The sequence below is a fragment of the Pseudomonas sp. HMSC076A11 genome (assembly GCF_001810205.1).
Lineage (GTDB): Bacteria > Pseudomonadota > Gammaproteobacteria > Pseudomonadales > Pseudomonadaceae > Pseudomonas > Pseudomonas aeruginosa.
In genome coordinates this window covers 276073-296533 of the sequence record NZ_KV800287.1, presented here as the reverse complement: position 1 = coordinate 296533, position 20461 = coordinate 276073, and the positions used below count along the sequence as shown (strand labels likewise).

Here is a 20461-nt window from a genome sequence, read left to right as displayed (position 1 = left end):
GCCAGCTCGGCGAGATGATCGTCGAGGAGCCGGTCGCCGGCTCCTTCAGCCACTTCGCGCACAAGTACTGGGGCGGCTTCGCCGGCTTCCTCTCCGGCTGGAACTGCTGGGTGCTGTACATCCTGGTCGGGATGTCGGAACTGACCGCGGTCGGCAAGTACATCCACTACTGGTGGCCGGAGGTGCCGACCTGGGCCACGGCGGCGTTGTTCTTCGTCGTCGTCAACGCGATCAACCTGGCCAACGTCAAGGCCTTCGGCGAAGCCGAGTTCTGGTTCGCGATCATCAAGGTGGTGGCGATCATCGGCATGATCCTGCTCGGCTGCTACCTGCTGTTCAGCGGCAGCGGCGGTCCGCAGGCTTCGGTGAGCAACCTCTGGGCACACGGCGGTTTCTTCCCCAACGGAGTGAGCGGACTGGTGATGGCCATGGCGATCATCATGTTCTCCTTCGGTGGCCTGGAAATGCTCGGCTTCACCGCGGCCGAGGCGGACAAGCCGAGGACGGTGATCCCGAAGGCGATCAACCAGGTGATCTATCGCATCCTGATCTTCTACATCGGCGCCCTGGTCGTGCTGCTCTCGCTGACGCCCTGGGACAGCCTGCTGCAGACCCTCAACGCTTCCGGCGATGCCTACAGCGGCAGCCCGTTCGTGCAGATCTTCTCGATGATCGGCAGCGGCACCGCCGCGCACCTGCTGAACTTCGTGGTGCTCACCGCCGCACTGTCGGTGTACAACAGCGGCACCTATTGCAACGGCCGCATGCTTCTCGGCCTGGCCGAGCAGGGCGATGCCCCGCGCGCGCTGGCCAGGGTCGACAAGCGCGGCGTACCGGTACGCGCCCTGGTGGTATCGGCGCTGGTGACCTTCCTCGCGGTGGTGGTGAACTATGTGATCCCGCACCAGGCGCTGGAGCTGCTGATGTCGCTGGTGGTGGCGGCGCTGGTGATCAACTGGGCGATGATCAGCATGGCGCACCTGAAGTTCCGCGCGCAGATGGACCGCCAGGGCACCCGCACGCACTTCCGCGCGTTCTGGTATCCGTACGGCAACTACCTGTGCATGGCCTTCGTGGTGTTCATCCTCGGCGTCATGTTGCTGATCCCCGGCATCCAGGTCTCGGTCTATGCCATCCCGGTCTGGCTGCTGGTGATGTGGGCCTGCTACCGACTCAAGGGAGCCCCGCGGCCGATGCCGGGCCTGCGGGTGAAGCCGGTCACCGAGTGATCGATGGGGCGCCGGCGCGCAGAGGAGAGGGGAGCGCTCCTTTGCGTGTCCCGGCGGCCCACAAGACTTTTTCTAGGGGCGCCTGTCGTTGACGCGGCAGGTGCCGTATTCCTACAGTGGCAGCGCCATTTTTTCTCGTTAGAGGGATTTCCATGAAAAAAGCGCTCTGGCTGCTTCTGGCTGCCGTTCCCGTGGTCCTGGTCGCCTGCGGCGGCAGCGACGACGACAAGCAGACCGCCCAGGTCGATTACCTGGCCCTGCCGGGGGATGCCAAGCTGGATACCCGCAGCGTCGACTACAAGTGCGAGAACGGTCGCAAGTTCACCGTGCAGTACCTGAACAAGGGCGACAACAGCCTCGCCGTGGTGCCGGTCAGCGACAACTCGACGCTGGTCTTCAGCAATGTGATTTCCGCCTCCGGCGCCAAGTACGCCGCCGGCCAGTACATCTGGTGGACCAAGGGCGAGGAAGCCACCCTCTACGGCGACTGGAAGGGCGGCGAGCCCACCGACGGGGTCGCCTGCAAGGAGCGTTGAGTTCGACCTGGCGCCTTAGCCGAAATGAAGGAACCCGGCTGCGGCCGGGTTTCTTTTGGCCTGCTTTTCCGCTCGGCAAAGGGGTTATGCTGGCAGCCCCGTTGGTCCACCGTGCCGCCCCATGCTGATCATCTCCAATGCCGTCCACCTGCCCGACCATGAGATCGAGCTGAATGCCATTCGTGCCCAGGGCGCCGGCGGGCAGAACGTCAACAAGGTCTCCAGCGCGGTGCACCTGCGCTTCGACATCCAGGCCTCGTCGTTGCCGCCGTTCTACAAGGAGCGTCTGCTGGCACTGAACGACCAGCGCATCAGCGGCGACGGCGTGGTGGTGATCAAGGCCCAGCAGTACCGGACCCAGGAGCAGAACCGCGAGGATGCCCTGGAGCGCCTGGCGGAGTTGATCCGCAGCGTGGCCAAGGTGCAGAAGGCGCGGCGCCCGACCAAGCCTACGCGCGGCTCGCAGAAGCGCCGGCTGGACGGCAAGGCCAAGCGCGGCGCGGTGAAGGCCGGGCGCGGCAAGGTGGATTTCTGAGCCGGCCGGTCTTCGCGACGGATCAGCGTACGGCCTGGGCCACCGGCTGGCCGAGGCCGCGCTCGCGGTCGCGTTGCAGGCGATAGGCCTTGGCCGCGGCCGGGATCGCAGTGACCTGGCCGGTTTCCAGCCAGCGTCGCAGGCGCGTGGCGTCGGCGAAGTGGGTGTACTTGCCGAAGGCGTCCAGCACCACCAGATTGACCGGGCTGCGGTTGATCGTGGTGCGCATCACCAGGCAGTGGCCTGCCTCGTTGGTGAAGCCGGTCTTGGTCAACTGGATGTTCCAGGTCTTGTTGTTGATCAGGTGGTTGGTGTTGCGGAAGCCCAGGGTGTAGTTGGGGTGGCGGAAGGCCACGGTCTTCTCCGGAGTGGTGCTCCACTGACTGAGCAGCGGATATTGCCGGCTGGCCACCAGCAGGCGGGTGAGGTCGCGAGCGGTGGAGACGTTGTGCAGCGACAGCCCGGTCGGCTCGACGTAGCGGGTGTTCTTCATTCCCAGGGCGTGGGCCTTGGCGTTCATCGCCTTGACGAAGGCGTTCTTGCCGCCCGGATAGTTCTGCGCGAGGCTGGCGGCGGCGCGGTTCTCCGAGGACATCAGGGCGAGCAGGAGCATGTCCCGGCGGCTGATCTGGCTGCCGACCCGCACCCGGGAAAACACCCCGCGCATTTCGCTGGTCTCGCTGATGGCGATCGGCAGTACCTCGTCCAGCGGCAGTTTCGAGTCGAGCACGACCATGGCGGTCATCAGCTTGGTGATTGAGGCGATCGGCACCACCAGGTCGGGGTTGCGCGAGTAGAGTACCTTGCCGGTGTTCTGGTCGGTAACCAGCGCGCTGCCCGACGCCAGCTCCTGTTGCAGCGGCAGCCCGGCCTTGGGCGGCGGGGAGGCGGATACCGCGGTGGCAACGCTGAGGGACAGGAACAGGGTGACCAGTGACAGGAGACGGTTTCTCACGTGCGTTGCTCACTAAGACGAGAAAGTGGGGGCCGTGGGGCGCAGTGTGAACTGGTGCCCATAATTGAGCATTTTATGCTCTTTTGTAGGAAAAGCACGTAGGGCTTTGAAAGTGCTGACTTATGGTTGGCCCGGTTCAGAGAGGTTCGGCGGATAACGCCTGTGGCGTTATTCGCCCTACGCCCACAAGGTCGTGGTGCGGTAGGGCGAATAACCGCAACGCGGTTATCCGCCGCCTCGGCGGGAGTGCGCGGCATTCGCTGGGGCGAAAAAAAGCCGGCCATCACAGCCGGCTCAGGGTAACCGTGAGGGTTCAGTCCGCGCAGACCTGGGCGATGGCTTGCGCCAGGCGGTCGAGGCGGCGCGCGTCGAGACCGGCGACGTTGGCCCGGCCGCTGGAGACCAGGTAAACGGCGTGCTCGTCGCGCAGCCGAGCGACCTGCTGCGGGCTCAGTCCGGTATAGGAAAACATCCCGCGTTGCGCGCCGACATGGGCGAAGCGCTCGGCCAGGCCGTGCGGCGCCAGGGCTTCGACCAGGCCGATGCGCAGGCTGGCGATGCGCGAGCGCATGCCTTCGACCTCTTCCTGCCAGAGTCCCTTCAACTCGCTGTCGCCGAGGATCGCCGCGACCACCTCGGCGCCATGCGCCGGCGGGGTCGACCAGAGGTTGCGGGCGAGGAAGGCCAGTTGGCTACGCACGTCGGTGAGCTTCTCGGCGTTCTGCGCGCAGACGATCAGCGCGCCGACGCGGTCGCGGTACAGGCCGAAGTTCTTCGAGCAGGAACTGGTGACCAGCACCTCCGGCAGTTCGCCGGCGAACAGGCGTACCGCCCAGGCGTCTTCCTCGAGACCGTCGCCGAAGCCCTGGTAGGCGAAGTCGATCAGCGGCAGCAGCTCGCGGCGACGTACCACGTCGAGCACCCTGTGCCAGTCGTCGTGGCTCAGGTCGAAACCGGTCGGGTTGTGGCAGCAGGCATGCAGCAGCACCACGTCTCCCTGGGGAATGCGCTCCAGGCCAGCAAGCATCGCCTCGACATCCAGGCGGTTGTCGGCGCTGACGTAGGGGTAGTGGGAAACCTTCAGGCCGGCGGCGGCGAACAGGGTCTCGTGGATCGGCCAGGTCGGGTCGCTCAGCCAGATGCCGCGGCCGGGCAGGCAATGGGCGATGAAGTCGCCGGCCAGGCGCAAGGCGCCGGTGCCGCCGGGCGTCTGGGTGGCGTCGGCGCGTTGCTCCAGCAACAGCGGCGAGGCGGCGCCGAGCGCCAGTTCCGCCAGGCGCGCGGCGAACAGCGCATCGCCGTGGCCGCCGACGTAGCTCTTGGTGGTTTCCTGCTCGACCAGGCGCTGCTCGGCGAGTTTCACCGAGCGCAGGATCGGGGTCAGGCCCTGGGCATCCTTGTAGACACCGACGCCGAGGTCCAGCTTGTCCGCGCGCGGATCGTTGCGGTAGGCGTCGAGCAGGCCCAGGATCGGGTCGCCCGGTACGCGGGCGACCTTGGCGAAATGACTCATTTGCGCCCCTCGGCGGTTTTCGCTACCTCGTCGGTGCGCGCCGCCATGATGAAGTCGTTGCGGTGCAGGCCCTTGATCGAGTGGCTCCACCAGGTCACGGTGACTTTGCCCCACTCGGTCAGCAGGCCCGGATGGTGGCCTTCGGCCTCGGATATCTCGCCGACGGCATTGGTGAAGGCCAGGGCATGCTTGAAGTTCTTGAACAGGTAGACCTTCTCCAGTTGCATGATGCCGTCGCGGACTTCGATGTTCCAATCCGGGATCTGCCGCAGCAGCACGGGCAGTTCTTCGTCGCTGACGTGCGGGGCGTCTGCGCGGCAGGCTTCGCAATGGGCTTGGGTGAGTGCGGTCATGGTGGGAGTCCTTGGTTGTCGCATGTGGGAGCGGCGGACGGGCCGTGCCCGTCCACCATAGTACAAGGCCGCCGCGGGGTCAGCCGCGGCGGCGGCGTTTCTCGTCAGGCCGCCTGCTTGGGCGGGAACAGCGGCGCGTGCAGGCCCAGGCGCATGGCCTCGTGGACCAGCGCCATGATGTCTTCCTGGGCCAGTTGGAACAGGCGCTTGAGGTCGGGCAGGACGAAATAGAGCGGTTGCAGGATGTCGATGCGGTAGGGCGTGCGCATCGCCTCCAGCGGATTGAAGGCCTGGTGCAGCGGCTCGTCGGAGAGGCTGTAGACGGTCTCCTTCGGCGAGGAGAGGATGCCGCCGCCGTAGATGCGCTTGCCCTGGTCGGTCTCGACCAGGCCGAACTCGATGGTCATCCAGTACAGGCGGGCGAGGAACACGCGTTCCTCCTTGCTCGCCTTGAGGCCGAGCTTGCCGTAGGTATGGGTGAACTCGGCGAACCAGGGGTTGGTCAGCAGTGGGCAGTGGCCGAAGATCTCGTGGAAGATGTCCGGCTCCTGCAGGTAGTCCAGTTCTTCCGGGGTGCGGATGAAGGTGGCGACGGGGAATTGCTGGCTGGCCAGCAGTTCGAAGAAGGTCTGGAACGGAATCAGCGCCGGAACCCGCGCCACGCGCCAGCCGGTGGTGGCCTGGAGAACCCTGTTGATCTCGTCGAGCTGGGGGATCCGGTCGTGGGGCAGGCCGAGCTGTTCGATGCCGTCGAGGTATTCCTGACAGGCGCGGCCTTCGATCACCTTCAGTTGCCGGGTGATCAGGGTATTCCAGACCTGGTGCTCGGTTTCCGGATAGTGGATGAAACCGTTGTCGTCGGGCTGGCGGGCCACGTACTGCGTCGTTTTCATACGGACTCCATGAGCGGCTTGTGGCCGCGGGGTCTTTGTTGTTGTCGTTGCCTTATCGATACCGCGTCGGGACGGTCCGTGCAGCCCCGGATAGGGACCGGGCAACGGGGAGGAATCGGCGTTTTCGTAAAGTTTTCCTTACGAATTGGCCTGGGTCGCCTGTTCATTGGGCCAGGCATTGTTGCTGGTGAGTCTAACTGTCACATATTCTTGACGGAAATTTCCGGCCGGGAGTTAAAAAACCGGCCGCGAGCCCATCAGAACGACAACACCGGGCCACGCCATGCGTATCAAAGTGCACTGCCAGAACCGTGTAGGCATCCTCCGCGACATCCTCAACCTGCTGGTCGACTACGGCATCAACGTCAATCGCGGCGAAGTCGGCGGCGACCAGGGCAACGCCATCTACCTGCTCTGTCCGAACATGATCAACCTCCAGTTGCAGTCGCTGCGGCCCAAGCTGGAGGCGGTGCCGGGGGTCTTCGGCGTCAAGCGCGTCGGCCTGATGCCCAGCGAGCGCCGGCACCTGGAACTCAACGCGCTGCTCGCCGCCCTGGACTTCCCGGTGCTCTCGGTGGACATGGGCGGGCAGATCGTCGCCGCCAACCGTGCCGCCGCGCAGTTGCTCGGCGTGCGCGTCGACGAGGTGCCGGGGATTCCGCTGTCGCGCTATGTGGAGGACCTCGACCTGCCCGAACTGGTGCGCGCCAACAAGGCGCGGATCAACGGGCTGCGGGTGAAGGTGAAGGGCGACGTGTTCCTCGCCGACATCGCGCCGCTGCAATCCGAGCACGACGAGAGCGAGGCGCTGGCTGGAGCGGTGCTGACCCTGCATCGCGCGGATCGCGTCGGCGAGCGCATCTACCATGTGCGCAAGCAGGAGCTGCGTGGCTTCGACAGTATCTTCCAGAGTTCGCGGGTAATGGCCGCGGTGGTCCGCGAGGCGCGGCGCATGGCGCCGCTGGACGCGCCGCTGCTGATCGAGGGCGAGACCGGCACCGGCAAGGAGCTGCTGGCGCGCGCCTGCCACCTGGCCAGCCCGCGCGGGCAGTCGCCGTTCATGGCGTTGAACTGCGCCGGCCTGCCGGAATCCATGGCCGAGACCGAGCTGTTCGGCTATGGTCCGGGAGCCTTCGAGGGCGCCCGCCCGGAGGGCAAGCTCGGCCTGCTGGAGCTTACCGCCGGCGGCACGCTGTTCCTCGACGGCGTCGGCGAGATGAGCCCGCGCCTGCAGGCCAAGCTGTTGCGCTTCCTGCAGGACGGCTGTTTCCGCCGGGTCGGCAGCGACGAGGAGGTGTACCTGGACGTGCGGGTGATCTGCGCCACCCAGGTAGACCTGTCCGAACTCTGCGCCAAGGGCGAATTCCGCCAGGACCTCTATCACCGTCTCAATGTGCTCTCGCTGCACATCCCGCCGCTGCGCGAGTGCCTGGATGGCCTGGCGCCGCTCGCCGAGCATTTCCTCGACCAGGCCAGCCGGCAGATCGGCTGCGGCCTGCCGAAGCTTTCCGCGCAGGCGCTGGAACGTCTCGAACGCTACCACTGGCCGGGCAACGTGCGGCAATTGGAAAACGTGCTGTTCCAGGCGGTTTCGCTGTGCGAAGGGGGAACGGTCAAGGCCGAGCACATCCGCCTGCCGGACTACGGCGCGCCGCAGCCGCTGGGGGATTTTTCCCTGGAAGGAGACCTCGACGCCATCGTCGGGCGCTTCGAGAAGGCGGTGCTGGAGCGCCTGTTCCGCGAACATCCGAGCAGCCGCCAGTTGGGCAAGCGCCTCGGCGTTTCGCATACCACGGCGGCGAACAAGCTGCGCCAGCATGGCGTGGGGCAAGGCGAGGGCTGAGCGGCATGCTTGCCGGTTTGTTGCAGGCTGGGAAAGAAACGGTGGAGGCGTCGGCCCTTGTGAAAGGGCGGCAGCACGATGAGGCGTGGGGAAGACGGCCAGGATGTTCGCCGAGGGGCGGGATTGTCGTCGCCGAGTACACAATGATCGCGCCGGATGGGCGAGCTGCCCCTCGTGGCGCGATCCTTCGGAGGTCGACCCGGAGGTCGAGCAGAGTTTAGCCGCCAGTGCAGCCGTTGCCCCAGACCTGATATTCGACGGTATGTTTCTGGCCGTTCGAATCTTCGTAGGTCATGCGTGCGGGAACGATGCCGCAGGCATTGGAAGTGTCGGTTGAAGATATAACGCGAGCCACATCCAGTTGCATGCCATAGGCATATTCTTCAACAGCGTTTTCCTGCTGGCTGGCAGGTTGATCCTGGGCGCCAGCCGCCATCACCAGCGGCGAGCAGGCGAACAGGGCCATCAGGGCGAAAGCCTTCATTACTATTTACCTGAGTAGTTTCTGAGTGGGTACGATCTGCCGTCGGAAGACAGGCGGACAGGTCACCGGGGCAACTCGATAAACAAGGCTGGGTAAGTAAGTCTGCAATCAAGTTGCGGAGTCGAAGTTCAACGGGAGTTAACTTCGGCTGTTGGGTTTATTGTAAGTTGGGATAGGCTGCGACATATAGACTCAGTCAAGACAAGAACCTTGTACGGATCGGTAACAATATCCCTGTGGCCTTCTGCGCCGCGGCTTTGCGACCGGCTCACGGGTTTCTTTCCTGGCCCAGGGGCGATTGCGGGTCGAGCAGGGCGCTGCGAATGAAGTGCAGGTAGCTGAGCACCCGTCGCAGCGGCGAGGTATCGAACTGCGGTGCGCGCGGCTCCGGCGCCGCCCGTACCGCCATGATCGCCTGGTTCACCGCGTGCAGGGCGCGCTGGCGGTTGCTCGGCCCGGGTTGCAGGAACAGCCGGATCAGCGCCCGGCCCATCAGGCGGATCGCCCGGCGCCAGGCGGTGCGTTCGGCGTAGCAGGGCTCCTGGGGCAGGCGTTGCTGTTCGAGGCGCAGCTCGATGATCGCCTGGCCGACCTCCAGCACCAGGAACATCCAGCCCAGCAACCGGCGTTGCACGTCCGGGCGGCCGGCGGAGAAGGTGTAGGCCTGGTTCAGCAGGTCGCGGGTGCCGCTTTCGAAACCGGAGACCAGGCCCTTGCTCTTGCCGCTGATGGCGAACACCACCCGCTCGCGCAGGTCGTGCTCCAGGCGCTTCCACATCCACGGCCGGTTCGGCGGCAGGATCACCATGGCGGCGACCGTGGCGAGGACCATCGACAAGAGTAGTGCCAGGTATTCGTTGAAGAAGGCCAGGGCGTCGTAGCGCGCCATGTTGGCCGGCAGCGAGGCGAAGCAGAACCACACCAGTAGGCCGACGCCGTAGCCGTTCCACTGCGGCCGCCAGAGCAGCAGGGCGCCGACCGCGAAGACCGGCAGCAGGCAGCAGAGCAGCATCGGGAAACCGTCCACGTGGGGTAGCAGGTAGAGCAGCACGAACAGCCCGGTGCAGGCCCCGGCGAGGGTCCCGAGGGTGAGTTGCAGCGACAACCGGCCGGGATTCGGCGAGGTCGAGGAGAGCGCCGAGATCAGTACCGCGGTGAGGGCGAAGGTGCCGCCGTGGGGCCAGGAGGTCTGGATCCAGAACGTGCCGAGCAGGCCGATCATCAGCGCGCTGCGCGCTCCGGCGACCAGCGCGGCGACCGGGTTGGCGCGGGCGACGAAGCTTTCCTTCCATTGCTCGCGGGCATGGTGGTGTTCGGCCAGGGAAGCGTGGGTCAGGGCGTAGTTGTGCAGGTCGTCGGTGAAACGGAAGGCCAGTTCGGCAGCGGTGTTGAAATCCAGCAGGTCGTTCTCGCCGGGGCGCTGCTCCACCAGGCGCTGGCGGGCCTGGCGGATGTTCTGCATCAGTTCCGGCTTGTAGGCCTCGATGCGTTCGGCCAGGCGCGCGGCGTCGGCGTCGGTGGGCGTCCGTTCGCGAATCGGCGCGAGCAGCCCGGCAAGCTCCGCCAGGCAGGGCGCCAGGACCTCCAGGACATTCTGCGCCCCGCGCCCGCGCAGGCGTTCGAGCAGGCGGTGGAGGCCGTGGAAGCGACTGGTCATGACCATGAATTCGTTGTTCAGGCGAATCAGCCGGCCGCTGCGCAGGCGCATGTGCGGATCTTCGAAAGTAGTGGCGCTGCGCAGGTTTTCCAGGCCCACGGACTGGGCGACGAAGCGCGCGCTGAGCTCGCCGAAGCGCTCGCCGTCGAGGCTGCCCTGCAGGCCTTCGGCGGCGAACCCGGCGAAGTCGCGGAAGCGCCCGTAGAGTGTGTTGCGCAGGGCGGCGCCGCTGGTCTGCGGCAGGAAGATGGCGCTGACGGTACCGGTGCAGAGGATGCCCAGGGATATTTCCAGGACCCGCCACAGCGCCGCCATGAAGGCGCCTTCCGGGTGCGCGGTGGCTGGAATCCCGATCATGGTCGCGGTGTAGCCGGCGAGTACGCAGGCGTAGCCGCGGAAATCGCGGTAGCGCGCGGCGCCGGCGGTGCACAGGCCGACCCAGAGCGCCAGGCAGGCGAGGAACAGCACGCGCTCCTGGGCGAACAGGGCGATCAGAGTGACCATCACGCTGAGGCCGATCAGGGTTCCGACGATGCGGTAGAAGCTCTTGGCCAGGACCTGCCCGCTCTGCGTCTGCATGACGATGAAGACCGTCACCAGCACCGTGCTCGGCTGCGGCAGCTCCAGGCGATAGGCCAGCCACAGGGCGAGGCTGGCGGTGAGCAGGGCCTTGAACACGAAGACCCAGGCGACGCCGTCGCTACGCGCCCATTCGAGCAGGGCGCGGCGCAATTCGTCGGGGCTGGGAAAGAACGCGAGGGGAGCCGGTGGAACCAGGGGGAGACCTTTCCGGGTGGCGCGGGGCACTGCTGCGAATCCTGAACGACGGCGAGGGGAGGCCGAAACGGCTGGGAATTCTAGGAGCGCCCGCGCTTGCGGATAAGAGCTCGGATAGGTGAAAAATTTTTGTCACAAAAGGCAATAATAGGTGGGTTGACTCGTGACAGAATCTGCGCCGCCTTGGGGTGTCCTCCGGGTTGCGTGGAAAAGAGACGCGCCATAAGCGTCAGAGCCTAGAGGGCCGTGATGGATATCCTGTTCAATATGCGCGCGTTCGTCAGCGTCGCGGAGACCGGCAGTTTCACTGCCGCCGCCCAGCGCCTGGACCTGACGACCGCCTATGTCTCCCGTGCGGTGGCCAAGCTGGAGGCCCACCTGCAGACCCGCCTGCTGCATCGCACCACCCGGCGCATCGCGCTGACCGAAGCCGGGCAGCGCTACCTGATGCGCGCCCAGCAGATACTCGCCTACATCGAGGAGGCCGAGGCCGAGGCGGGCGACGCCCATGCGCGGCCGTCGGGCACGCTGAAGGTCCACGCGATGACCGGCATCGGCCAGCACTACCTGATCAAGGCCATCTCGCAATATTGCGAGACCTACCCGGAGGTTGGCTTCGACCTGACCCTGGCCAACCGGATCACCGACATTCTCGACGAGGGCTACGACATTTCCGTGGTGATCGCCCCCGAGCTGCCGGACTCCGGTTTCGTCTCCAAGTGCATCGGCCAGACCTACAGCATCCTCTGCGCCTCGCCGGGCTACATTGCCGCGCACGGCTTCCCCAAGCTGCCGGCGGAGCTGTCCGCGCACCGTTGCCTGCGCCTGGTGAACTCGGTGATGTCGCTGGACCGCTGGCTGTTCGACGGTCCCGACGGCCAGGAACTGGCCTGCATCAACCAGACGCATTTCCAGGTCAACACCGCCGACGCCATGACCGAGGCGGTGGTCTCCGGCATGGGTATCGGCGCGCTGCCGGTGTACGCGGCGGTCAACGGCCTGAAGGACGGCAGCCTGGTGCGGGTGTTGCCGCGCTATAGCCTGTTCCATCTCAACGTCTACGCCCTCTACCCCTCGCGGCAGTACCTGGATGCGAAGATCCGCACCTGGGTCGAGTTCCTCCGCGAGCACATGCCGGCGATGCTCGCCGCGGACGAGCACAGCCTGGCGGAGAGCGGTGGGTTGGCGAACTGAGCGGGAGTGGTGGGCGGCGCCCTTCGCGACGATCGCACCCCGGCTTGTCGGGAGTCGTAGGGCGGATAACCGCCTGGCGGTTGTCCGCCGATTCTCCGGAGCCCCGCGGACAACGCCAGGGGCGTTATCCGCCCTACAGGCTGTCTCCCACCCTCTGCAACTCCTCGATCAACGCCCGCAGGCAACTCGGCAGTGCTTCCAGGTCGCGTACCAGCAGGCTGCGCTCGCGGATCGCCCAGGGCTCGTCGAGTTCGATGGTCGCCAGCTTCATCGTCCGGCTGTGGCGGCGCGCGGCGGACTGCGGGATCACGCCGATGCCGACGCCGCCCTCGATCATCCGGCAGATCGCCTCGAAGCTGGAGACCTGGATGCGCAGCGATAGCTGCTCGCCCATCTGCTCCACCCGTTCGTACAGGAAGGCGTGCAGGGTGGTGCCCTCGGGCAGGCCGATATGCTGGAACTGCAGGGTGTCGCGCAGGCGTACCCTGGCCTGTCCGGCCAGCGGATGGCCCTGGGGCACCGCCATCACCAGGCGGTCGGTGCTGAAATGCAGGACCTGCAGGCCACTGGCCGCCACCGGCCCGGCAATGATGCCGAGGTCGGTGGAGCCGTCCAGCACGCCGCGGACAATGTCGCGGCTGAGGCGTTCCTGCAGGTCGACGGTGACCCCGGGACGAGCGGCGAGGAAGCCGGCGAGGATTTCCGGAAGGAATTCGGTGACCGCGGTGGTATTGGCGAAGATGCGGATATGCCCGGCGGCGTCGCTGCCGTACTCGGTGAACTCGCTCTTCAGGTATTCCACCTGGCGCATGATCAGCCGCGCGTGCTGTAGCAGGCGCTGGCCCGCCGGGGTCAGTTCGACGCCGCGGCTGTCGCGATACAGCAGGCGGCTGCCAAGCTGGCCTTCGAGCGCCTTGACCCGCGCGCTGGCGGCGGCCGGGGAAAGGAAGGCGCGGCGCGCGCCCTGGGTCAGGCTGGGCGACTCGGCGATATGGATGAACAGGCGCAGGTCGGCGAGATCGAAATGCATGGGCACTCCATGGCGTTCGGCAAATCCGAACGCGCCATTGCGTAATTGCAAATTCTCAAAACGCTAGCATCCTATCATTCTCCTCCCATCACCCCCTAGGTCATGGGAAGCCACGCATGAGTGAGTCCGCTTTCGCCCCCTGGATCGGTCGCCAGGAAGAAACCCACGATCAATTGAGCCGCAACCTGGTCAAGCGCATCGCCGCCACCTTCGGCGAGCCGACCCCGGCCCACGGCGAAGCGCTGCCGCCGCTCTGGCACTGGGCGTTCTTCCAGGACCCGGTGGAGGCCGCCGGCCTCGGCGTCGACGGCCACCCGGCGCGCGGCGGTTTCCTGCCGCCGGCGGACGATCGCAACCGCATGTGGGCCGGCGGGCGCCTGGAGTTCCACCAGCCGCTGCGGGTCGGCGGCGAGGCCAGCCGCACCTCGACCATCCTCCGGGTCGAGGAGAAGCACGGTCGCAGCGGCGCGCTGCTGTTCGTCACCCTGCGCCACGACTACCGCCAGGACGGCCAACTGGCGCTGAGCGAAGAGCACGACATCGTCTACCGCGAACCGACCCCGCCCAAGCTCGGCGGTACCGAGGCCTTGCCCGAGGGCGACTGGCGCGAGGCGCTGGAGCCCGATCCGGTGTTGCTGTTCCGCTACTCGGCGGTGACTTTCAACGGCCACCGCATTCACTACGACTGGCCCTATGTCACCGATGCCGAAGGCTATCCGGGCCTGGTGGTGCACGGTCCGCTGATCGCCACCCTGGCCCTGCGCGCGTTCTGCCGGGCCAATCCGCAGGCGCGCCTGCGTCGCTTCGCCTATCGCGGCCTGCGCCCGCTGATCTGTCCCGAACCGTTCGAGGTCGGCGGCCGCCTGCTCGCTGCCGGCAAGGCCGAGGTATGGGTCGGCAATGGCGCCGGCCTGGCCCAGCGCGGCGACGTGGAATTCGACTGAAAGGGCCCCAGCGCCCATCCAACGACAAGAATCGAGGAGTCACCGATGAATCCGAACAGCGAAGAGCTGAACGCGATCCGCGAGGGCGTACGTGCCCTCTGCGCCGAATTCGACGCCGCCTACTGGCGCCGCATCGATGAGCAGCGCGGTTTTCCCGAGGCCTTCGTCAAGGCCCTGACCGACGCCGGCTGGCTCTCGGCGATGATCCCGGAGGAGTACGGCGGTTCCGGTCTGGGCCTGGCCGAGGCCTCGGTGATCCTGGAGGAAGTCAACCGCTGCGGCGGCAACTCCGGCACCGTGCACGGGCAGATGTACAACATGTTCACGTTGCTGCGTAACGGCAGCGAGGCGCAGAAGCGCTTCTACCTGCCGAAGCTGGCCAGCGGCGAGCTGCGCCTGCAATCGATGGGGGTGACCGAGCCGACCACCGGCACCGATACCACCAAGATCAAGACCACCGCCGTGCGCAAGGGCGACCGCTATGTGATCAACGGGCAGAAGGTGTGGATCTCGCGGATCCAGCACTCCGACCTGATGATCCTGCTGGCGCGCACCACGCCGCTGGCCGAGGTGAAGCGCAAGTCCGAAGGCATGTCGATCTTTCTCGTCGACCTGCGCGAGGCCATCGGCAAGGGCCTGACCGTGCAGCCGATCGCCAACATGGTCAACCACGAGACCAACGAGCTGTTCTTCGACAACCTGGAGATCCCCGCCGATAGCCTGATCGGCGAGGAAGGCAAGGGCTTCCGCTACATCCTCGACGGCCTCAATGCCGAGCGCACCCTGATCGCCGCCGAATGCATCGGCGACGGCCGCTGGTTCATCGACAAGGCCAGCCACTATGCCCGCGACCGCGTGGTCTTCGGCCGGCCGATAGGGCAGAACCAGGGCGTGCAGTTCCCCATCGCCGAGGCGCACATCGAAGTGGAGGCCGCCGACCTGATGCGCTGGCGCGCCTGCCAGGAGTACGACGCCGGGCTCAACGCCGGGGCCAGCGCGAACATGGCCAAGTACCTGGCGGCGAAAGCTTCCTGGGAGGCGGCCAACGCCTGCCTGCAGACCCACGGCGGCTTCGGCTTCGCCTGCGAGTACGACGTCGAGCGCAAGTTCCGCGAGACCCGCCTGTACCAGGTGGCGCCGATCTCCACCAACCTGATCCTGTCCTACGTGGCCGAGCACCTGCTCGAACTGCCGCGCTCGTTCTGAAGCGGGAGCCACCCATGCAGATCGACCGTCTCGACCACCTGGTGCTCACCGTCCGCGACATCGACGCCAGCATCGATTTCTACACCCGCGTGCTGGGCATGCGCGCCGTTACCTTCGGCGCGGGTCGCAAGGCCCTCGCCTTCGGTGCGCAGAAGATCAACCTGCACCAGGCCGGGGGCGAATTCGAACCCAAGGCCGAGCGACCTACGCCAGGGTCCGCCGACCTCTGTTTCATCGTCGCCACGCCACTCGAGGCGGTGGCCGAGCAACTGCGCCAGCAGGCCGTGGAAATCCTCGAGGGCCCGGTGCAGCGCACCGGCGCCGGCGGGCCGATCCTCTCGCTGTACCTGCGCGACCCCGACCTGAACCTGATCGAACTGAGCAACCCGCTGTAGGCCGTGTGCCTCGGGACAACTACAAGAGAGCGTTGGTCATGACCGACTACACCCAGCAACTCGCCGGCTTTCTCGCCGGCCTGCGCTACCAGGACCTGCCGCCGGCGGTGTTGGCGCGGATGGAAGAATTGTTCCTCGACTGGCTCGGCTCGGCGCTGGCCGGCAAGGGCCAGCATCCGATCCCATTGTTCGAGCGCTACGCCGAACGCATGGGCCCGGCCGATGGTAGCGCGCAGATCCTGCCCAGCCGGCGGCGCAGCTCGCCGTATTTCGCCGCCCTGGTGAACGGCGCGGCTTCCCACGTGGTGGAGCAGGACGACCTGCACAACAGCTCGGTGCTGCACCCCGCGGCGGTGGTCTTCCCTGCTGCCCTGGCCGCGGCCCAGGACCTCGGCCGCAGCGGCGCCGAGCTGATCCTCGCGGCGGTGGCCGGCTACGAGGCCGGCATCCGCATCGGCGAATTCCTCGGCCGTTCCCACTACCGGGTGTTCCATACCACTGCCACGGTCGGCACCCTCGCCGCGGCAGTGGCGGTGGGCAAGCTGATGGACTTCGACCGCGAGCGCTTCGTCGACCTGTTCGGCAGCGCCGGAACCCAGGCCGCCGGGCTCTGGGAGTTCCTCCGCGACGCCGCCGATTCCAAGCAGTTGCATACCGCCAAGGCCGCCGCCGACGGGCTGCTCGCCGCCTATCTCACCGCCGACGGCCTGAGCGGCGCGCGACACATCCTCGAAGGCGAGCAGGGGATGGCCGCCGGGATGTCCAGCGACGCCGACCCCGAGCGCCTGGTGGATCGCCTCGGCAGCCGCTGGGCGTTGCTGGAAACCTCGTTCAAGTTCCACGCCTCGTGCCGCCATACCCATCCCGCGGCCGACGCGCTGCTGGCGCTGATGCAGCGCGAAGGGCTCGATCACTCGCAGATCGCCGCGGTCACCGCGCGGGTCCACCAGGGCGCCATCGACGTGCTCGGCCGGGTGGTCGAGCCGCAGACCGTGCACCAGGCGAAGTTCTCCATGGGCACCGTGCTGGGCCTGATCGCCGTGTACGGCAAGGCCGGCCTCGGCGAGTTCCATCGGCATGCGCTGAGCGACCCGCGGGTCGCAGCGTTCCGCGAGCGGGTCGAGATGCGCCTGGACCCGGAGGTCGACGCCGCCTATCCGCAGCGCTGGCTCGGGCGGGTCGAAGTACTGGATCGCGAAGGGCGGCGCCATACCGCCGCCATCGACGAACCCAAGGGCGATCCCGGCAATACCCTCAGCCGCGACGAGCTGGCCGACAAGTTCCGCCGCCTGCTGGCGTTTTCCGGCGCGGCCACCGGCGCCGAGGCGGAGATCCTTATCCAGCGCGCCTGGGGCCTGCGTCAGGCGCCTTCCGTAACGCCCCTGATCTGATCAACCGAACCAGCCGCACCTCGTCTTCGACGGACGAGGGCAGGGAGTCCGACCCATGACGCAATCCCACCAGCCGCGCCCGCTTGACGGCATCACCGTGGTCAGCCTGGAGCACGCCATCGCCGCGCCCTTCTGCACCCGCCAACTGGCCGATCTCGGCGCGCGGGTGATCAAGATCGAACGCCCCGGCGTCGGCGATTTCGCCCGCGGTTACGACGAGCGGGTCAACGGCCTGTCGTCGCACTTCGTCTGGACCAATCGTTCCAAGCAGAGCCTCAGCCTCGACCTCAAGCAGGCCGAGGCGCTGCCGTTGCTGGAGAAGCTGCTGGCCGGCGCCGACGTGCTGGTGCAGAACCTCGCGCCGGGCGCCGCCGCGCGCCTGGGCCTGTCCTACGAGGCGTTGCGCGAGCGCTTCCCGCGACTGATCGTCTGCGATATCTCCGGCTACGGCGAAGGCGGTCCCTACGAGAAGAAGAAGGCCTACGACCTGCTGATCCAGAGTGAGGGCGGCTTCCTTTCGGTGACCGGCGGCGCCGGGCCGAACGAGATGGCCAAGGCCGGCTGTTCGATCGCCGATATCGCCGCCGGCATGTACGCCTACAGCAGCATCCTTTCGGCCCTGCTGCTGCGCGAGCGCACCGGCGAGGGCAGCCGCATCGACGTGTCGATGCTGGAGAGCCTGGTGGAGTGGATGGGCTACCCGATGTACTACGCCTACCAGGACGCGCCGCCGCCGCCGCGCGCCGGCGCTTCGCACTCGACCATCTACCCCTATGGGCCATTCCCCGCCGGCGACGGCGGCACAGTGATGCTCGGCCTGCAGAACGAGCGCGAGTGGCGGGCCTTCTGCGACAAGGTCCTGCGCCGCCCGGAGCTGGCCGACGACGAACGCTTCTCGGCGAACTTCAAGCGCTCGGCCAACCGCGAAGAGCTGCGTGCGCTGATCGTCGAAGCCTTCGCCGCCTTGCCGGCCGCCGAGGTGGTGGCGCGCCTGGAACAGGCGCAGATCGCCAACGCCCACGTCAACGACATGGCCGGGGTCTGGGCGCACCCGCAGTTACAGGCGCGGCAACGCTGGACCTCCATCGACAGCCCGGCCGGGCGCCTGCCGGCGTTGTTGCCGCCGGCCAGCAGCAGCGCCTTCGTTCCGCGCATGGATGCGGTGCCGGCGCTGGGCGGCGACAGCGACGCGCTGCTTGCCGAACTGGGCTGTACCGCGGCCGATATCCAGCGCCTGCGCGCGACCGGAACGGTATGAGGAGGCGGACATGAACCGACAGATCGTGCGCAGCGCGCTGTTCGTCCCGGCGACCCGCCCGGAGCGGATCCCCAAGGCCCTTGCCAGCGGCGCCGACCGGGTCATCGTCGACCTCGAGGATGCGGTGGAGGAGGGGCTGAAGGTCGAGGCGCGGGCCAATCTCCGGCGTTTCCTCGTCGATACGCCGGAAGCCCGGGTGCTGGTGCGGATCAACGCGGCGGAGCATCCCGGGCATGCCGACGACCTGGCGCTGTGCCGCGACCACGCCGGAGTGATCGGCCTGCTCCTGCCGAAAGTGGAGAGCGCCGCCCAGGTGCGCCACGCCGCCGTGGCCAGCGGCAAGCCGGTCTGGCCCATCGTCGAGAGTGCCCGCGGCCTTGCCGCGCTAGGCGAGATCGCCGCCGCCGCGGGGGTCGAGCGGCTGTCCTTCGGCAGCCTCGACCTGGCCCTGGACCTCGATCTCAACAGCGGCAGCAACGCAGCCGAACAGATTCTCGGTCACGCCCGTTACGCACTGCTCCTGCAATCGCGCCTGGCAGGCCTGGCGCCGCCGCTGGACGGCGTCTATCCGGCGATCCAGAACCGTGCCGGACTGGTCGAGGCAGTGCGCTTCGCTCGCGACATGGGCTTCGGCGGGTTGCTGTGCATCCATCCGAGCCAGGTCGAGCCGATCCACCAGACATTGATGCCGAGTCCCGCGGAACTGGAGTGGGCGCGTCGGGTGGCAGAGGCCGGCGCCTCCGGTGCCGGCGTCTTCGTGGTCGACGGCGAGATGGTCGACGCGCCGGTGCTGGGGCGCGCGCGACGCCTGCTGGAGCGGGCCGGGGAGGGTGGCTGAACGCGTTCGACAGACGCGAACGCGGGCTTGAGCAATGGCGAATTCTCCGAACGCGCCGGCTGCGTCAGGCTCGTCGATACCTCGAAAGCACAACAACAATCTGAGGTCACGAAATGTTCAAGACGATGGTGCGGGCGCTGTTGTGCGCCCTGGCGATCGGTGGCTCCTGCCTGGCGAATGCCGCGCAGCCGATCGTCATCAAGTTCTCCCACGTGGTCGCGGAAAACACGCCCAAAGGCCAGGGCGCGCTGCTGTTCAAGAAACTCGTCGAACAGCGCCTGGGCGGCCGGGTCGAGGTAGACGTCTATCCCAACTCGTCGCTGTTCGGCGACGGCAAGGAAATGGAGGCGCTGCTGCTGGGCGACGTGCAGATGCTGGCGCCGTCCCTGGCCAAGTTCGAGCAGTACACGCGCAAGGTGCAGATCTTCGACCTGCCGTTCCTCTTCGACGACATCCAGGCGGTCGACCGCTTCCAGCGCAGCCCGCAGGGGCGCGCCTTGCTGACCAGCATGCAGGGCAAGGGCATCCTCGGCCTGGCCTACTGGCACAACGGGATGAAGCAGCTCTCCGCCAATCGCCCGTTGCTGGAGCCGGAAGACGCGCGCGGGCTGAAATTCCGCGTGCAGGCGTCCGACGTGCTCAACGAGCAGTTCCGCCAGCTCCGCGCGATCTCCCGGAAGATGTCCTTCGCCGAGGTCTACCAGGGCTTGCAGACCGGCGTGGTGAATGGCACCGAGAACACCTGGTCGAACTACGAGAGCCAGAAGGTCAACGAGGTACAGAAGTATTTCACCGAGTCCAACCACGGCTTGGTGGACTACATGGTGATCACCAACGCGAAGTTCTGGAATGGCCTTCCGGCGGACATCCGCGAAGAACTGCAGCGGATCATGGACGAGGTCACCGTGCAGGTGAACCTCGAGGCCGAGCGCCTCAACCGCGACGCCCGCCAGCGCATCCTCGCCAGTGGCGCCAGCGAGATCCATACCCTGAGCCCGCGGCAGCGCGCCGACTGGCGCCAGGCGATGCAGCCGGTATGGCAGAAATTCCGCGGCAATGTCGGTGCCGATCTGCTCCAGGCCGCCGAAGCTTCCAACCGTCCCGATTGACCCGTCCGGCCCCGCCCGGCCGGGCGGGGCATTGTGGAGAACGCTGCGATGAATCGACTCGTGCGCGTCTGGAACCGCTTCGAGGAGGGCGCTATCGCCTTCCTGCTGGCGGCGATGACGCTGGTGACCTTCCTCTATGTGGTGATGACCAACGTCTTCACCCTGTTCTACGACCTCGGCGACCGCCTGCCGACACTGCGGGCTCCGCTGTACTCGATGGGCGACGCGATCCTCGGGGTAGCCCAGGATATGTCCTGGAGCAACGCGCTGACCAAGGCGCTGTTCGGCTGGCTGATCTTCCTCGGCATCGCCTACGGCGTA

General features: G+C 66.9%; 19 protein-coding genes and 1 pseudogene. 13 read left to right on the top strand and 7 right to left on the bottom strand.

The window, feature by feature from the left end:
- The 3 genes from HMPREF2716_RS09065 to arfB all read left to right on the top strand — a co-directional run.
- Positions 1-1229: amino acid permease (locus tag HMPREF2716_RS09065; protein ID WP_070621863.1), on the top strand; the 1229-nt coding region annotated here is incomplete at its 5' end.
- Between the two features lie 152 nt (positions 1230-1381).
- On the top strand, positions 1382-1765 hold the full coding sequence (locus tag HMPREF2716_RS09060; RefSeq protein ID WP_003085889.1) for a lysozyme inhibitor: 384 nt from the start codon (positions 1382-1384) through the stop codon (positions 1763-1765).
- A gap of 121 nt (positions 1766-1886) precedes the next feature.
- Positions 1887-2300: an alternative ribosome rescue aminoacyl-tRNA hydrolase ArfB gene (gene arfB / locus HMPREF2716_RS09055; protein ID WP_003105972.1), complete on the top strand. Its 414-nt coding sequence runs from the start codon at positions 1887-1889 to the stop codon at positions 2298-2300.
- 22 nt (positions 2301-2322) lie between these two features.
- Here arfB and pbpG read toward each other — a convergent pair whose 3' ends face one another.
- From pbpG to phhA, 4 genes are all read right to left on the bottom strand, one after another.
- The gene (pbpG, locus tag HMPREF2716_RS09050) at positions 2323-3255 is read right to left on the bottom strand and encodes a D-alanyl-D-alanine endopeptidase (RefSeq protein ID WP_003114239.1); all 933 of its coding nucleotides are present in this window, start codon (positions 3253-3255) and stop codon (positions 2323-2325) included.
- Positions 3256-3568: 313 nt separating this feature from the next.
- Positions 3569-4768: an amino acid aminotransferase gene (locus HMPREF2716_RS09045; RefSeq protein ID WP_003110269.1), complete on the bottom strand. Its 1200-nt coding sequence runs from the start codon at positions 4766-4768 to the stop codon at positions 3569-3571.
- Entirely contained in the window at positions 4765-5121 is a 357-nt protein-coding gene (locus HMPREF2716_RS09040; protein ID WP_003085898.1) for a 4a-hydroxytetrahydrobiopterin dehydratase, read from the bottom strand. Before HMPREF2716_RS09040 ends, HMPREF2716_RS09045 begins: the two co-directional genes overlap by 4 nt.
- 104 nt (positions 5122-5225) lie before the next feature.
- On the bottom strand, positions 5226-6014 hold the full coding sequence (gene phhA / locus HMPREF2716_RS09035) for a phenylalanine 4-monooxygenase (RefSeq protein WP_003105977.1): 789 nt from the start codon (positions 6012-6014) through the stop codon (positions 5226-5228).
- 283 nt (positions 6015-6297) lie between these two features.
- On the opposite strand from phhA, the gene HMPREF2716_RS09030 reads away from it, so the two are divergent.
- Positions 6298-7857: a sigma-54-dependent phenylalanine hydroxylase transcriptional regulator PhhR gene (locus HMPREF2716_RS09030; protein WP_003105980.1), complete on the top strand. Its 1560-nt coding sequence runs from the start codon at positions 6298-6300 to the stop codon at positions 7855-7857.
- A 217-nt stretch (positions 7858-8074) separates the two neighbouring features.
- Here the strand turns inward: HMPREF2716_RS09030 and HMPREF2716_RS09025 are convergent, their stop codons facing one another.
- The gene (locus tag HMPREF2716_RS09025; RefSeq protein WP_003085904.1) at positions 8075-8341 is read right to left on the bottom strand and encodes a DUF2790 domain-containing protein; all 267 of its coding nucleotides are present in this window, start codon (positions 8339-8341) and stop codon (positions 8075-8077) included.
- Between the two features lie 268 nt (positions 8342-8609).
- Complete coding sequence (locus HMPREF2716_RS09020; protein ID WP_003105982.1) at positions 8610-10805, bottom strand: FUSC family protein; 2196 nt, start codon at positions 10803-10805, stop codon at positions 8610-8612.
- Between the two features lie 219 nt (positions 10806-11024).
- Between HMPREF2716_RS09020 and HMPREF2716_RS09015 the strand changes: the two genes are divergently transcribed.
- The gene (locus tag HMPREF2716_RS09015; RefSeq protein WP_003105984.1) at positions 11025-11969 is read left to right on the top strand and encodes a LysR family transcriptional regulator; all 945 of its coding nucleotides are present in this window, start codon (positions 11025-11027) and stop codon (positions 11967-11969) included.
- Between the two features lie 133 nt (positions 11970-12102).
- On the opposite strand, the gene HMPREF2716_RS09010 is transcribed toward HMPREF2716_RS09015, so the two are convergent.
- Positions 12103-12999, bottom strand: coding sequence for a LysR family transcriptional regulator (locus HMPREF2716_RS09010; protein ID WP_003085908.1), 897 nt, complete (start codon positions 12997-12999; stop codon positions 12103-12105).
- 116 nt (positions 13000-13115) lie between these two features.
- Between HMPREF2716_RS09010 and HMPREF2716_RS09005 the strand changes: the two genes are divergently transcribed.
- The 8 genes and pseudogenes from HMPREF2716_RS09005 to HMPREF2716_RS08970 all read left to right on the top strand — a co-directional run.
- Entirely contained in the window at positions 13116-13943 is an 828-nt protein-coding gene (locus HMPREF2716_RS09005; protein WP_003085910.1) for an HTD2 family dehydratase, read from the top strand.
- Positions 13944-13988: 45 nt separating this feature from the next.
- Positions 13989-15149 carry an acyl-CoA dehydrogenase family protein gene (locus HMPREF2716_RS09000; protein ID WP_003085913.1) on the top strand — a complete coding sequence of 387 codons (1161 nt, stop codon included), beginning with the start codon at positions 13989-13991 and terminating at the stop codon, positions 15147-15149.
- Positions 15150-15163: 14 nt separating this feature from the next.
- Positions 15164-15544 (top strand): VOC family protein, encoded by a 381-nt coding sequence (locus tag HMPREF2716_RS08995; RefSeq protein ID WP_003085915.1) that lies wholly within the window; start codon positions 15164-15166, stop codon positions 15542-15544.
- A gap of 38 nt (positions 15545-15582) precedes the next feature.
- Positions 15583-16935, top strand: a complete 1353-nt coding sequence (locus HMPREF2716_RS08990) for an MmgE/PrpD family protein (RefSeq protein ID WP_003163174.1) — start codon at positions 15583-15585, stop codon at positions 16933-16935.
- 55 nt (positions 16936-16990) lie between these two features.
- On the top strand, positions 16991-18193 hold the full coding sequence (locus HMPREF2716_RS08985) for a CaiB/BaiF CoA transferase family protein (protein ID WP_003110264.1): 1203 nt from the start codon (positions 16991-16993) through the stop codon (positions 18191-18193).
- A 10-nt stretch (positions 18194-18203) separates the two neighbouring features.
- Positions 18204-19031 carry an HpcH/HpaI aldolase/citrate lyase family protein gene (locus HMPREF2716_RS08980; protein WP_003123245.1) on the top strand — a complete coding sequence of 276 codons (828 nt, stop codon included), beginning with the start codon at positions 18204-18206 and terminating at the stop codon, positions 19029-19031.
- A 113-nt stretch (positions 19032-19144) separates the two neighbouring features.
- Entirely contained in the window at positions 19145-20140 is a 996-nt protein-coding gene (locus tag HMPREF2716_RS08975; RefSeq protein WP_003117123.1) for a TRAP transporter substrate-binding protein, read from the top strand.
- A 48-nt stretch (positions 20141-20188) separates the two neighbouring features.
- A pseudogene (locus tag HMPREF2716_RS08970) lies at positions 20189-20461 on the top strand (C4-dicarboxylate ABC transporter); the annotation flags it as partial.

Bases quoted from the DNA above. Each gene is read 5' to 3' on its own strand.
- HMPREF2716_RS09015 (WP_003105984.1), top strand. From the start codon at position 11,025: ATGGATATCCTGTTCAATATGCGCGCGTTCGTCAGCGTCGCGGAGACC.
- HMPREF2716_RS08975 (WP_003117123.1), top strand. From the start codon at position 19,145: ATGTTCAAGACGATGGTGCGGGCGCTGTTGTGCGCCCTGGCGATCGGT.
- HMPREF2716_RS09030 (WP_003105980.1), top strand. From the start codon at position 6,298: ATGCGTATCAAAGTGCACTGCCAGAACCGTGTAGGCATCCTCCGCGAC.
- HMPREF2716_RS09060 (WP_003085889.1), top strand. From the start codon at position 1,382: ATGAAAAAAGCGCTCTGGCTGCTTCTGGCTGCCGTTCCCGTGGTCCTG.
- HMPREF2716_RS09005 (WP_003085910.1), top strand. From the start codon at position 13,116: ATGAGTGAGTCCGCTTTCGCCCCCTGGATCGGTCGCCAGGAAGAAACC.
- HMPREF2716_RS09025 (WP_003085904.1), bottom strand. From the start codon at position 8,341: ATGAAGGCTTTCGCCCTGATGGCCCTGTTCGCCTGCTCGCCGCTGGTG.
- HMPREF2716_RS08980 (WP_003123245.1), top strand. From the start codon at position 18,204: ATGAACCGACAGATCGTGCGCAGCGCGCTGTTCGTCCCGGCGACCCGC.
- HMPREF2716_RS09045 (WP_003110269.1), bottom strand. From the start codon at position 4,768: ATGAGTCATTTCGCCAAGGTCGCCCGCGTACCGGGCGACCCGATCCTG.
- HMPREF2716_RS08995 (WP_003085915.1), top strand. From the start codon at position 15,164: ATGCAGATCGACCGTCTCGACCACCTGGTGCTCACCGTCCGCGACATC.
- HMPREF2716_RS09000 (WP_003085913.1), top strand. From the start codon at position 13,989: ATGAATCCGAACAGCGAAGAGCTGAACGCGATCCGCGAGGGCGTACGT.
- HMPREF2716_RS08990 (WP_003163174.1), top strand. From the start codon at position 15,583: ATGACCGACTACACCCAGCAACTCGCCGGCTTTCTCGCCGGCCTGCGC.
- HMPREF2716_RS08985 (WP_003110264.1), top strand. From the start codon at position 16,991: ATGACGCAATCCCACCAGCCGCGCCCGCTTGACGGCATCACCGTGGTC.
- HMPREF2716_RS09010 (WP_003085908.1), bottom strand. From the start codon at position 12,999: ATGCATTTCGATCTCGCCGACCTGCGCCTGTTCATCCATATCGCCGAG.
- HMPREF2716_RS09040 (WP_003085898.1), bottom strand. From the start codon at position 5,121: ATGACCGCACTCACCCAAGCCCATTGCGAAGCCTGCCGCGCAGACGCC.
- arfB (WP_003105972.1), top strand. From the start codon at position 1,887: ATGCTGATCATCTCCAATGCCGTCCACCTGCCCGACCATGAGATCGAG.
- phhA (WP_003105977.1), bottom strand. From the start codon at position 6,014: ATGAAAACGACGCAGTACGTGGCCCGCCAGCCCGACGACAACGGTTTC.